Genomic DNA, 12869 nt, shown 5'->3' with positions numbered 1-12869 from the left:
TGACATCGAGGTCGCGCTGAAGTCGAACACGCTCGTGCAGGCGTCGTCGAGCCAGGATCCGTGGGCGATGGCGCAGCAGGCCGTGAACGTCGGCTACGGGATCATGAACGGCCAGAAGCCGGCCAACCCGATGATCCTGATCGAGCCGACGCTCGTCACGCGTGACAACGTGAAGGCTTACAAAGGCTGGAGCTCGCACTGACCCGTCCCAACGCATCCCAGGCCTGACACGACCATGACCTCACTGACCCAAACGCGCGCGTGGCGCGCGCTCGCCAGCCATCGGGACGCCTTGTCCGGCGTGTCGATTCGCGCACGATTCGACCGCGACCCGACGCGCGCATCGCGCTTCAGCCTCGAGGCGGCCGGGCTTTTCGTCGATTACTCGAAGAACCCCGTCGACGACGAAACCATCGCCCTACTGGTCGCCCTCGCCCAGGAGGCGGGCGTCGATGCGCATCGCGACGCGATGTTCGCCGGCGAGCGCATCAATCGCACGGAGAACCGTGCGGTGCTGCACGTCGCGCTACGCGACCGTTCGGGTACGCCGCGTATCGTCGACGACGTCGACGTGTCGCGGCAGGTCAGCGACGTGCTGGCCCGGATGCGGCGCTTCTCCCATGCGGTTCGCTCCGGTGAGTGGCGCGGCCACACGGGCCGCGAGATCACCGACGTCGTCAACATCGGCATCGGCGGCTCGGACCTGGGGCCGAAGATGGTGTGCGAGGCGCTCAAGCCCTACGCGCACGAACGGCTGACGATGCATTTCGTGTCGAACGTGGACGCAGCCGACATCGCCGAAGTGCTCAAGCGCGTGAACCCGGAGACGACGCTGTTCATCGTGTCGTCGAAAACGTTCACGACCCGTGAGACGCTCCTGAACGCCCACACCGCCCGCGCCTGGCTACTCGACAGCGGTGCGCCGGACGCGGCGATCGCCCGCCACTTCGTCGCCGTTTCGACGAATGCCACGGCCGTTGCGGAATTCGGCATCGATACCGACAACATGTTCGCGTTCTGGGACTGGGTGGGCGGACGCTACTCGCTGTGGTCCGCCATCGGGTTGCCGATCGCGATCATGGCCGGCATGGACGCGTTCGAGCAACTGCTCGACGGCGCGCACGCGATGGACCGTCACTTCGCGCAAGCACCGCTTGCCCGCAACCTGCCCGTCCTGCTCGCCCTGATCGGCATCTGGCATCAGAACTTCCTCGGTACGACGAGCCAGCTGATCGCGCCATACGACAACTATCTGCACCGGTTGCCCGCATACCTGCAGCAGCTCGACATGGAAAGCAACGGCAAATCGGTGACGCTCGGCGGCGAGCGCGTCGATTACGCCACCGGCCCGGTCATCTGGGGCGAGCCGGGTACGAACGGGCAACACGCGTTCTTCCAGCTCCTGCACCAGGGTACCGCGATCATCCCGACCGACTTCATCGTGTGCATGCGGCCGCATCACGCGTTCGATCATCACCATGCCGTCCTCGTCGCAAACTGTTTCGCGCAGTCGGAGGCATTGATGAACGGATCGCGCTCGACGACCGAACCGCATCGCAATTTCGAAGGCGACCGGCCCACGAACACGATCTGCCTGGACACGCTCGATCCGGCAACCCTCGGCGCGCTGATCGCGTTGTACGAACACAAGGTATTCGTGCAAGGCGTCGTATGGCGGATCAATTCGTTCGATCAATGGGGCGTCGAACTCGGCAAAAAGCTCGCGGTTGCGATCGAGGGCGAGTTACTCACCCCCGCGCAGATTCATTCGCACGACGGCTCGACCAACCAACTGATCAACCGCTTCAAGACGCAGCGCCACGCTGCGGCCTGATCTCCCGAATCCCATGATGAAGCTACCGCGACTGGTCATCTTCGGCGAAGCCCTGACCGATTTCATTCGAGACGACACGAACCGCTGGCACAGCGTTGCCGGCGGCGCATGCTGGAATGTCGCGCGCGTCGGCGCGCGCCTCGGCACGCCGACCGGCTTTGCCGGTGCCGTGAGCGCCGACATATTCGGCGACGAGCTCATGCGAAAGAGCGCCGAAGCCGGCCTCGACATGCGCTTCACGCAGCAGGTCGACCGCCCGCCGCTGCTTGCGATGGTGGTCGAGACGCGGCCGCCGAAATATTTCTTCATCGGCGAGAATAGCGCCGACCTCGCGTTCGATCCCGCTGCGTTGCCTTCGGACTGGCTCGACGCCGCCGACATCATTCATTTCGGCTGTCTCGGCCTGGTGCGCGAGCCCCTCGCTTCGCGTCTGATCGACCTTGCGCTCGCGGCGCGCGCCGCCGGCAAGCGGATTTCGTTCGATCCCAACTTTCGTGCGCCGATGGCCGACCCGTCGTACCGCGACACCTTGCGCACGATGATCGGTCTCTCGGACTACATCAAGGTGTCCGACGAGGATCTCGCCGGTCTGTTCCCGGAATTCGACGAGGCAGCCGCACTCGCGCAAATCCGTGCGTGGGCGCCGCACGCCGCGGTGCTCGTCACGCGCGGCGCGGCCGGCATGGAACTCTTCGCCGGTCATGAAACGCTGGTTCAGCCGGGCTTCAAGGTCACGGTCGCCGACACGGTCGGCTGCGGCGACGCGTGCGTCGGCAGCTGGATGGCGAGCCTGCTGACGCGCCCGGACGCGCCCGCGACGGAACATCTTCGATTCGCCGCCGCCTGTGCGGCGCTCGTTGCCTCGCACGCCGGCGCCTATGCGCCGACGGCGGCCGAAGTACACGCGCTGATCGAATCGGCCAACGCATCCGCGAGCGAAGCCCCATGAATGCGCACACCCCGTTCTCCGATACCCAGGCTCCGTTCGAATTCGTGCTGTTCGGCGGCACCGGCGATCTCGCGATGCGCAAGATCCTGCCGGCGCTCTACTCCGCTCACCGTGATGGCCTGCTCGCCCCCGCAGGACGCATCATCGCGGTTGCGCAGAACGAACTCGATACCGCCGGCTACCTCGACTGGGTCGACGCTTCGGTGCGACCGCATCTGACGCAGGCCCGGTTCGATGAAAGCGCATGGCGCGGCTTCCGCGAACGGCTCTCGTACGTGGCACTCGACGCAAGCCAGCCCGGCGCCTTCTCGCGTCTGGCCGACGCGCTCTCGCCGGCGTCATCGCGCCAGATCTTCTATCTGGCGACCGGGCCATCGCTGTTCGTGCCGATTTGCCGCGCGCTCGCGCAGGCAGGGCTTGCCCCGCCGACCTCGCGAATCGTGCTCGAAAAGCCGTTGGGCTACGATCTCGCGTCGTCGACGGCGATCAACGATGCGGTCGGCCAGATTTTTTCCGAAGAGCAGATCTACCGGATCGATCATTACCTCGGCAAGGAAGCCGTGCAGAACCTGTTCGCGCTGCGGTTCGCCAACGTGATGTTCGAGCCTCTGTGGCGCCGTGAATGGATCGACAACATTCAGATCACGGTTGCCGAGGAACTCGGCGTCGGCGGGCGCGGCGGCTTTTACGACCAGACCGGCGCGCTGCGCGACATGGTGCAGAACCATCTGCTGCAGTTGCTTGCGATCGTCGCCATGGAACCGCCTCAGTCGATGGAAGCCGACGCCGTCCGCGACGAGAAGCTGCGCGTGCTGCGCGCGCTCAAGCCGCTCACCGAGGAAGCCTTGCATCAGAGCGTCGTGCGCGGACAGTATCGCGCGGGGGTGGTCCGCGGAGAGTCGGTACCGGGTTACCTCGACGAATCCGGGATCCGGGCCGACAGTCCGACCGAAACGTTCGTCGCGCTCAAGGCCGAGGTCGAAAACTGGCGCTGGGCCGGCGTGCCGTTCTTTCTGCGCACCGGCAAGCGGCTGGCGCGACGCGTGGCTGAAATCGTCGTCACGTTCAAGCGCCCGCCGCATTCGACGCTCGGTCCAACGGCGCTGCTGGCAGGCTCGAACCGGTTGACGATTCAGCTGCAACCGGACGAATCGATTCGCCTGAGCACGCTCGCGAAGCGGCCGGGGCTCGGCATGACCTTGCAAGGCGTCTACCTCGATCTCGCGTTCGACCGCTTCTTTCAGCAAGACCGGATGGAGGCGTATCAGCGCCTGTTGCTCGACGTGATCGCCGGCCGGCTCGCGCTGTTCGTGCGTCGCGACGAACAGGAAGCCGCATGGCGCTGGGTCGCGCCGATTCTCGACCTGAAAACTGCGCCCAAACCCTATTCGGCCGGGAACTGGGGGCCTGCGCAGGCCAGCGCGTTGCTGGCGAGATACGGCACCTGCTGGAGCGAGGAAGAGAACTGACCCGCTCCGGCATGCCTCTTCCTATCGTAGAAGCGTTCTCTCCGACTACACCTGACGAAGCAATGGATACAGTCTGGCATCTCAAATGGGCGCACGGCGCGCTCGATCTCCATGCAGCTGGGGGTATGCTCGGCGGCATTGCATTACAGCAAGGCGGCCGCACGATCCGTCCGTTTTACGAAGCGCCGTGGATCGGCCAGGCGGAGCCGCAACCCGCCGGGCTGCTGGGCGTCATGCGAAGCGAATTCCCGTGCGTGCCATTCGGTGTTCCCTACTCTCCCGACCGACTGCCCCCCGGCTGGCGGAAGGCCGCCGCAACGCCGATCGTCCCGGATGACGTCGCACTCGACTCCAGCGACGACCTTCAACATGGTTACGGCTGTACCGGCGTGTGGTCACTCGTGAGGCAAACCGCACACGAGATCGAAATTGAAATCGAATACCCCGAGACATCGTCGATCGCACGACTGACTCGCATCGTGCGCGCCGATCCGGCTCGCGCTGCCTTCGACATCGTTCTCCGTATCGAAGCGCGCAAGTCGGCTCGCTGCCCCATCGGTCTGCACCCGAATCTCGCGCTGCCGACGCTCACCGGCGCATTCCGAATCGAGCCCGGCACATACCGTTTCGGCATGGTGCACCCGGCAGGTCCGGAACCGCGCGTATCGAGCGCGCTGGCCGGCGCGACGTTCGAAACACTCGAGCGCGTACCGCTCGGCGAGGGCGGTTTCGGTGCATTCGACCAGCTACCGCTCGCGCAGCCCACGGAAGAAATCCTGCAGCTCTGCGGAATCGACGGTTCCGTCACGATGACCGACGCCGTCGCCGGCACACGCTATCGCCTGACCTGGGATGCCGATGCGCTGCCGTCACTGCTGTTGTGGATCAGCAACCGCGGACGTGCGTACGCGCCGTGGAACAGCCGCAACCTCTGCGTGGGCATCGAGCCGGTCGCGAGTGCATTCGAGCTTGGCCGTGCGGCTTCGCTCGCGCCCAATCCGATCAATTCCCGCGGTGTCCGGACGGCACTTGCATTGAATCGTGACACGCCAACTGAAATCGCTTACCGATTCGAGGTGCTCGCTGCACGTTAGGCGTGCATCGTGGATCGGACTGATCGCGCTCCGGATCGTCGGCAAGGGGCGCTGGCCCAAGCCCGGCTTCATGAGCATCGGACGGTCCGGCATTTCATATATGAATAGTTGTACTACGTGACTCGCCAGTAGTTTCGTCCCACATCAATACCGACCAAGGAGACCTTTTCGTCCAGTTTTCCCGGCTGGACATGCCGCAAGCAAAGAACATCTCACTTTCCCTGTTGATACGCGATCCGTTTTTCACGACAGATAATTTCGTTTTCCTTAATTTATTCAATAAAAGAACTTACCGGGTCTGTTGTGCCGCAGTAACACGTTTTTTTCTTTCTGACAGGTTTGGAGACAATTATGAAAAAAGCAATACTCACCGCCACGTTGATGTCCGCAGGCATCGTCGCCCACGCACAAAGCAGTGTCACGCTCTACGGCCGCCTCGACGCCGGCATCGAGTACCTGAGCGGCATTGCCAACGGCAATGGCGGCACGACGAGCCGCTGGCGTGCCGAGAGCGGCGACTGGGGTACCAGCCTGTGGGGCTTGAAAGGTTCCGAGGATCTCGGCGGTGGAAACAAGGCGGTCTTCCACCTCGAAGGCTCGTTCAATGCGATGAACGGCAGCCTCGGCGGTACCGGCTCCATCTGGGATCGCTGGGCAACGGTCGGTTTTTCCAACGACGCTTACGGCACGCTGCTGCTCGGCCGCGAGCTCTCGATTTCGAACGGGTTGTGGGACTTCGATCCGCTCGGCCAGACGTCCTGGTCGTCCGGTTCGCTCGTGCGCGGGCGCAACTGGAACAAGACGAGCAACAACATTTCGTACCAGTCGCCGAGCTTCTACGGTTTCGACGTGTACGGCCAGTATTCGCTGTCGAACGCAACCAGCTGGAATGGCAACGGCACGACCGCACAAGGTCGTGCCGACGGCCTGCAACTGACCTACACGAATTCGTACTTCCAGGTGCGCGGCATCTACGACGAGGCGCGCGACGTCAACGGCAAGTTCTCGGACGTGTTCAACTATTCCCGGGAGTACTTCGCGGGCGTGAACGTATTCCTGGGCCAGTTCAAGCTGCAGGCGGCCTATCAGGCCTCGCACGCGAACGGCGCGCCGACCGCCAACAACGGGATTACGTCGACGCAGCAAGTCTGGGGCGGCGTCACGTGGCAGGCGACGCCGGCTGCGGCCTTGACCGGTGCCGTCTATCACGTCAACGCAAACCATGGCGGCGGCAACGCCAACATCTATACGGTGGGCGGCACGTACAACATCTCGAAGCGCACGCTCTTCGACATGCAGATTGCTACCGTTCGCAACAGCAAAAACGCGAACTTCGGTCTGGAGTCGAACGCGGCGGGTGCCGGCGGCCCGATCGCCGGCGGCGGCTACAACGACAATCCGACACCCGGCCATAGCCAGACGGGTGTCTATGCGGGCATCCAGCATTTGTTCTGATTCGATCTCGCACACGGGTTGGAAGCGCCATGCCCTGCCGCTTCTGGCACCGCGTCCGGGTGCGATGCGCCGTCAGGCCATCGCACCGCACGCCTCGACAGAATGCCAGGCCTGGAATCGATCGGAATGCGCGCCGGGCCAGCCGACCGGACGCATGACGCCACCCGCCGTGGCGACGCGGCAATCAGCCAGGCAAGCGAAACGGAATTCACGGGCAGGCCTGGAATGGCATGAAGAGGGAAAGCACGTTCATGACGACGTGGCCGACAGATCGCCCGGCTTGCCGCACACGCCGCTCAGCGAGCGCGCATGGCCGAGCCAGAGCACGAGCGAGCCCGTCGACACGGCGCCCAGCACGACGAATGCGGTCGGATAACCGAAGTGCTGCGCGAGCACGCCGCCCAGCGCCGGACTGAGCGCCGCGCCGATACCCTGCGCGGTCGCGACGGCGCCCTGCCCGACGTTCACGCGGCCGGAACCGTGCAGCAGGCGCACGACGAGCGCCGGCACGACGACGCTTTGCAGGCCGGCACCGATACCGTCGAGCACTTGCACCGGCCAGACGCCCGCCTCGCTCATCAGCATCGCGGCAAGCGCGCCCCGCACCGGCAACACCAGATAGGAAAGCAGCAGCACGCGCCAGTAACCCTGCGCGCGAATCAGCCGAGGCGCGAGCCACGCCGCCGCGACCATCACGAGCTGCGCGATGACGATGGTCTGCGCGGTGAACACGGTCGCGTTGCTGCGATGGGTGGCGACCACGCCCATCCCGTAGAGCGGCAGCATCGCGGCGTTGCCGAGATGGAACAGCGCGAGCGACGCGCCGAGCACGACCAGCGGCCGGTTCGCGGCCAGCGTGCGCAAGCCGCCGACGCGCGACGTCGCCGTTCCCGCGCACGCATCTCCGCATGCATCTCGATACGCGGCATTCGTTCGCGGCGCCGCAGGTTCCGCATCGAGGCCACGCGCGCACGCGTGGTCGATAGCCCGCCCGGGAATCGCCAACGTACTCGCGATCGCGAGGATCGTGAAGACCGCGACGAGCGCGAACACCGCGTCGAATCCCGCATGCCAGCCGAGCCACCCGGCGAGCGCCGCGCCGGCGACGTTGCCCGCGTGGCTCACCATCTGGTTGCGGCCGAACTGCCGGTCGAAGCCCTGCGGGCGGGCGATACCGAGCGTCACGCCCGCAACGGCCGGCGCCAGCACCGCGCCGCTGACGGCGACCAGGATCTGCGACACCGCCACCACCGGATAGTCGTCGGCAACCATCAGCGCCAGCGATGCCAGCGTCGTCGCGGCCGTCGCGGCGACGATCAGCGCGCGCTTCGCGCGCAGCGCATCGACGAGCGCCCCGGCGAACGGCGTCGCGGCCATCGCGGCGAACCCGGCCAGCGCCATGACCGAGCCGATCGCATCGGCACTCCAGCCGCGCGACAGCAGGATGACGCCGACGAACGGGCCGATGCCGGCCTGCACGTCGGCCAGAAAGAAATTGAGCGCCTCGAGCGCGCGCGCCGGTCTCATGGTCGACGCGCGGTCATTCGTCGTCCGCGTCGACGAGTTCGCCGATCTCGTGCACCTCGAGCACGGCACCGTATGGCGTGACGACGCCATGCCCCCACGCCATGACATGGACACCGGCACGCAGATAGTCGCTCAATTCGGCTGCCGCATGCGGCGGCATACGTAGCGCGACACCGTTCGTCAGCAACGCGCCGTTCAACTCGCCTTTCGCGCCGTATAGCGTGAACGCGACTTCGCCGCTCATCTCCATCGTCTTGCGGGCGGCCTGCGACGGCCGCGGTGCGGCGTGCGCGGGCCCGTTGTCGACGAGGTCGACACCGTCGCGCCCGGTCAATTGCACGGCCGCGATCATCCGGGCATCGCGCGCCTTGATGCCGCGCACGCGGATGCGGTCACCCACCTCGACATGGCGGACCAGCTCGCGGCCCAGATGCGGCGGCACGTGAATCTGAAAGTCGCCGTTCAGGATCAGGCCGTCGATTTCCCCGTGGGGGTTGAGCAGGAACTGCGTGACGCGGCCGCGCGTTTCGGGCAGGCAGGCGGGATCGATCCAGTGCATGGCAGGACTCCTTGAGAAATAGCGGAAAGGCGTCGCGCGATCAGCGCGCGACATCGTCATAGAGATTCACGACATGGCCCGGCGAGCCGAATGCCGTGGCCTGCAGCGCTTCGCCATAGGCATTGCGCGTGCCGTACCCGACCGCCGCAACACGCGCACCGGGCACGAGCAGCCCGCCGAACTGCTGGGCGGCCGGCACGGTCAGCTTGACGATCGCGCCGTTGTCGAGCATGACGCCGTCCGGCTCGCCGCGCGGCGCGCGCGTCACGCGGCGCACGACGCCGGACACGCCGAGCCGGGCAAGATTGACGCCGCGCAGCGCGGGCGGCACCGGCGCGGCAGGCGGCGGCGGCTGGTCGGACAGCGACGCGCCGGTGCGATCATTGCGCACGACGCGCGCGTGGATGTCGTCGCCGAAGCGACGCTCGCCGGCCACCGTTACGCGCTCGCCCGGCCGCACGAGCGCGATCAGCTGCGTGCCGAGATGCGGCGGCACGCCAACGAGCGTCCCGTCGGTCAGCACGAAGCCGTCGACCGCACCTTCCGGGTTGATCGTCAGGCGCGAAAGCGTGCCGGACACGAGTGCATCCGGTGCGATGTCGTTGCCGGGAACGGCAGCCAAAGGCGGCGGAGGCGGCACGACGCCGGCCCTGGGCGGGGGTGGGGGCGGGGGCGGCGCATCGACACCCGGCGGGGGCGGCATCTGCGCCGCGCTCGCCGTCGCAGCGGCAATCAACGCGACGGCGCACAGTCCACGACAGGTACGGTGAATAGCCGTGCGGCGCGGCGGCCGCGAGCGGCTGGCGAAGGGATGCGACATCATGACGGGCTCCGGCAAAGGGTTGCGATGCATCGTTATCTGCAACCCGCGTGCCAGCATGCGCACGCCCGCCAGGCGGGGCATCGGACGCCGCACCGCCCGGAACGTGTCGGGTTTCGCGACACGTTTCCCCACAGGTTGTCGGCAATGCCGACAGCCTCGACGGCACCGCTAGTCGTCGCGCTCGATACCCAGATGCGCGATGCGCGCATAGAGCGACTGACGGCCGATGCCGAGCTGTCGCGCCGCCTCCGCGCGATTGCCGTTCGCGCGCTCGAGCGCGCGCAAAATCGCGGCGCGCTCGACCGCCGCCAGCGCATCGGGCAGCGGCATGTCGAACAGCCCGGCCGGCAGCGCGAGCGCGTCGCCGCCGGACTGAAGCTTCTGCACGTCGCCGAGCCCGAGATCGGTTGCGGCGATGGCCGGCCCGGGCGCCAGCGCGGCGGCCCGTTCCATCACGTTGCGCAATTCCCGAACGTTGCCCGGCCAGCGATGATCGAGCAATGCGCGCTGGGCGTCGTTCGTCAGGTGCAACGGGCGCGCGCCTGCCGCGCACGCCAGGAAATGCGCGGCAAGCGGCAGGACGTCGGCCACGCGCTCCGCGAGCGGCGGCAGGTGCAGCGGAATGACGTTCAGCCGATAAAACAGGTCTTCGCGAAACGTGCCGTTCGCGACGGCCGCGGCGAGATCGCGGTGCGTCGCGGCCACCACCCGAATGTCGATGCCGGTCGGGCGATCCGCACCGAGCGGCGTCACCTGGCGCTCCTGCAGCGCGCGCAGCAGCTTGGCCTGCATGGCTGCGGGCATGTCGCCGATCTCGTCGAGGAACAGCGTGCCGCCGTCGGCCTCGACGAGCCGCCCGGCGCGATCGGCGTGCGCGCCCGTGAACGCCCCGCGGCGATGCCCGAACAGCTCGCTTTCGAGCAGATCGGCCGGAATCGCCGCGCAGTTGACCGCGACGAACGGTCCGGCATGCCGCATCGACGCGGCATGCAGCACGCGGGCCGCCACCTCCTTGCCCGTGCCCGTCTCGCCGGTGACGAGCACGGTCGCGTCGCTCGTCGCCGCGCGGCCGATCTGCTTTTGCACGTCGCGCATCGCCGCGCTCACGCCCAGCAGCCGCGGGCGGTTCGATGCGGGTTCGTGCGCGAACCCGCCGCCGTGCGGCTCGGCGGCCGCCGGCGGCTGGTTCGCGGAAACGATGCGCGCGAGCAGTTGCGCGATGTCGCGGCGCCCGATCGGTTTCGTCAGGTGATCGAACGCACCGAGCCGCATTGCGTCGATCGTGTTGTCGCTGGTCGCATGGGCCGTCAGCATCACGACCGGAATGGCTGCCAGTGCCGGATCGCCGCGCAACTGCGCGAGGACGGCGAGCCCGTCCAGGTCCGGCAGGCGGAAATCCAGAAAGATGCAATCGATGCGGCCGCCGTCGCGCAGCGTGCTCAACGCCGCCCGCCCGGTTGCGGCTTCGACGACCCGATGACCGAGATCGGCCAGCGTCTCGGCCAGGCCGTCGCGAAATGCCGCGTCGTCGTCGACTATGAGGAGGGTTGCCATGGGATTTCAATAACGAATGATGCATCGCGCGGTACATCGTCAAGCCACGCCCGCCCGCCGTGCGCGGCGGCGACTTCGCGGACGACGGCAAGGCCAAGGCCGGTGCCGTCCGCACGCCCCGTCACGAACGGTTCGAAAATCCGCTCGCGATGCGCGGCGGGAACCCCGGGGCCGCTGTCCGACACGGTGATCCTCAGCCAGTCACGTCCGGCAACGTCACGACGCGCGGCAGCAAGCGTGACCGCGCCGCCGTCGCCGGCATGGCGCAGCGCGTTGAGCAACAGATTGTCGAGCGCCCGCCGCATCTGGTCGGGATCGAATGCGGGAAAATCCGCCGGCTGCGCGAGTCGTTCGACGTGACCCTCGAGCGACAACGTCAAGTCGATCGCTTGCCGCTGCGCAAGCTCGCGGTGCGCGTCCACCGCGTGTACGAGCCACGCATCGACGTCGACACGTGTCGCATGCGCGCGCACCGGCTGCGTCAGCGCGAGCAGGCCTGACAGTTGCGCATCGATGCGCTCGATCTGCGCCAGGATCACGCGCAATGCATCCCGCTGCCGCCCGCCATCGCCGGCCAGCGCGTTTTCTGCCTTCAGCCGCATTGCGCCCATCGGATTGCGAATCTCGTGCGCGACCTGCGCGGCCAGCTTGCCCAGCATGCCGAAGCGTTCGGCCTGCGCGAGGCGCGTGCGGAGTTCGACGGCCTGCTGCTGCAACCGGTCGGCGCGGCGCGCCCGCTCGTTGAACGCATCGATGACCCGGTCGAGATCGGGTTCGCCGACGTACGGAAGGTGATGCTCGCGACCGTCCGGCCCGAGCCCGCTCTCGATCCGTGCCAGATTGCGCTTCCATCGGCGCAGCGCCACGACCAGCGCCGCCGCGATCGCGAGAATCACGGCGAGCACGGCGGCGAGGCCCGTTGCCAGCAGTTCCCCGTGACGGCCCAGCGGCGGGCGCGCGCGCGTCAGCATCCACACGAACAGCCCCGATCCCGTGCGTACCGGACATGCCACCGCAATCACGGCATCCTGCGCGCCTTCGACAACGGTCGCGGTCGTGGCGTGCGTCGCGACCGCGGCGCGCAGCGTCCGGAGGATCAGCGGCATTTCCGCTTCCGGAACGTCGCGCTTGATGCCGCTGCCCTGATAGGTGGGAAACGAGTATGCGAGAAAACTGCCCTCGGCAGGTGTCGCGCCGGATCGCCAGAATCCGCCCTCCATGTCCGGTGCGCGGGCCAGAACGATGTCGAGGATCGCGTGCATCAGTTCCGGTCCGGATCCGGCGCCGGGCGAGGCGGAAGACGCGTCGTAACGCGAGGCGACCGCTTCGCAGGCCGCTTCGCCCGCGGCCCGCGCGTCGGCGATCTGTTGCCCTTCGGCGGAACTGGCCATGATCCAGACCACCGCGACAAGCGTCGCGCAGAGCGCCGCGACGAGCGCCCAGAGCATGATGAGTTGAGTGGAGAACGGCGGACGCTTCATCGGATCGGGCGGGCGGTTGGAGACAGCAGGATAATGTAAAGAACATGATGACGCGACCGGCAAGGCCGCGGCGCGGTCCGCTACTTCGCGGTATCCGGCCGATGCTCCGTATTTTCAACGGGAC

At 67.0% G+C, this 12869-nt stretch carries 10 protein-coding genes and 1 pseudogene; 6 read left to right on the top strand and 5 right to left on the bottom strand.

Annotated features, from left to right (window positions below; translation table 11 throughout):
- The 6 genes and pseudogenes from U4Y91_RS35220 to U4Y91_RS35195 all read left to right on the top strand — a co-directional run.
- A pseudogene (locus tag U4Y91_RS35220) lies at positions 1-202 on the top strand (ABC transporter); the annotation flags it as partial.
- A 33-nt stretch (positions 203-235) separates the two neighbouring features.
- Entirely contained in the window at positions 236-1834 is a 1599-nt protein-coding gene (gene pgi / locus U4Y91_RS35215) for a glucose-6-phosphate isomerase (protein ID WP_321808943.1), read from the top strand.
- 13 nt (positions 1835-1847) lie between these two features.
- Positions 1848-2783, top strand: a complete 936-nt coding sequence (locus tag U4Y91_RS35210; RefSeq protein ID WP_321808942.1) for a carbohydrate kinase — start codon at positions 1848-1850, stop codon at positions 2781-2783.
- Entirely contained in the window at positions 2780-4252 is a 1473-nt protein-coding gene (zwf, locus tag U4Y91_RS35205; protein WP_321808941.1) for a glucose-6-phosphate dehydrogenase, read from the top strand. Before U4Y91_RS35210 ends, zwf begins: the two co-directional genes overlap by 4 nt.
- Positions 4253-4314: 62 nt before the next feature.
- A complete protein-coding gene (locus tag U4Y91_RS35200) occupies positions 4315-5346 on the top strand; it encodes a hypothetical protein (RefSeq protein WP_321808940.1) in 1032 nt (343 codons plus the stop codon).
- A 351-nt stretch (positions 5347-5697) separates the two neighbouring features.
- Positions 5698-6801 carry a porin gene (locus U4Y91_RS35195; protein ID WP_124524080.1) on the top strand — a complete coding sequence of 368 codons (1104 nt, stop codon included), beginning with the start codon at positions 5698-5700 and terminating at the stop codon, positions 6799-6801.
- A gap of 249 nt (positions 6802-7050) precedes the next feature.
- Here the strand turns inward: U4Y91_RS35195 and U4Y91_RS35190 are convergent, their stop codons facing one another.
- From U4Y91_RS35190 to U4Y91_RS35170, 5 genes are all read right to left on the bottom strand, one after another.
- On the bottom strand, positions 7051-8328 hold the full coding sequence (locus U4Y91_RS35190; protein WP_321808939.1) for an MFS transporter: 1278 nt from the start codon (positions 8326-8328) through the stop codon (positions 7051-7053).
- A gap of 13 nt (positions 8329-8341) precedes the next feature.
- Complete coding sequence (locus tag U4Y91_RS35185; protein WP_321808938.1) at positions 8342-8887, bottom strand: hypothetical protein; 546 nt, start codon at positions 8885-8887, stop codon at positions 8342-8344.
- A 40-nt stretch (positions 8888-8927) separates the two neighbouring features.
- Entirely contained in the window at positions 8928-9467 is a 540-nt protein-coding gene (locus U4Y91_RS35180; RefSeq protein WP_321808937.1) for a hypothetical protein, read from the bottom strand.
- Positions 9468-9878: 411 nt separating this feature from the next.
- On the bottom strand, positions 9879-11264 hold the full coding sequence (locus U4Y91_RS35175) for a sigma-54 dependent transcriptional regulator (RefSeq protein ID WP_321808936.1): 1386 nt from the start codon (positions 11262-11264) through the stop codon (positions 9879-9881).
- On the bottom strand, positions 11246-12745 hold the full coding sequence (locus tag U4Y91_RS35170) for a HAMP domain-containing sensor histidine kinase (protein WP_321808935.1): 1500 nt from the start codon (positions 12743-12745) through the stop codon (positions 11246-11248). Before U4Y91_RS35170 ends, U4Y91_RS35175 begins: the two co-directional genes overlap by 19 nt.
- Positions 12746-12869: the final 124 nt, after the last annotated feature.

Origin of the sequence: Burkholderia sp. BCC1993, assembly GCF_905339865.1 — a bacterium.
Taxonomy (GTDB): domain Bacteria; phylum Pseudomonadota; class Gammaproteobacteria; order Burkholderiales; family Burkholderiaceae; genus Burkholderia.
Note: the sequence above shows the minus strand (reverse complement) of the source record. Positions and strands in the feature narration are given on the sequence as shown.

Coding starts and splice junctions, on each gene's coding strand:
- pgi (WP_321808943.1), top strand. CDS start 236: ATGACCTCACTGACCCAAACGCGCGCGTGGCGCGCGCTCGCCAGCCAT.
- U4Y91_RS35175 (WP_321808936.1), bottom strand. CDS start 11,264: ATGGCAACCCTCCTCATAGTCGACGACGACGCGGCATTTCGCGACGGC.
- U4Y91_RS35190 (WP_321808939.1), bottom strand. CDS start 8,328: ATGAGACCGGCGCGCGCGCTCGAGGCGCTCAATTTCTTTCTGGCCGAC.
- U4Y91_RS35195 (WP_124524080.1), top strand. CDS start 5,698: ATGAAAAAAGCAATACTCACCGCCACGTTGATGTCCGCAGGCATCGTC.
- zwf (WP_321808941.1), top strand. CDS start 2,780: ATGAATGCGCACACCCCGTTCTCCGATACCCAGGCTCCGTTCGAATTC.
- U4Y91_RS35200 (WP_321808940.1), top strand. CDS start 4,315: ATGGATACAGTCTGGCATCTCAAATGGGCGCACGGCGCGCTCGATCTC.
- U4Y91_RS35170 (WP_321808935.1), bottom strand. CDS start 12,745: ATGAAGCGTCCGCCGTTCTCCACTCAACTCATCATGCTCTGGGCGCTC.
- U4Y91_RS35210 (WP_321808942.1), top strand. CDS start 1,848: ATGATGAAGCTACCGCGACTGGTCATCTTCGGCGAAGCCCTGACCGAT.
- U4Y91_RS35185 (WP_321808938.1), bottom strand. CDS start 8,887: ATGCACTGGATCGATCCCGCCTGCCTGCCCGAAACGCGCGGCCGCGTC.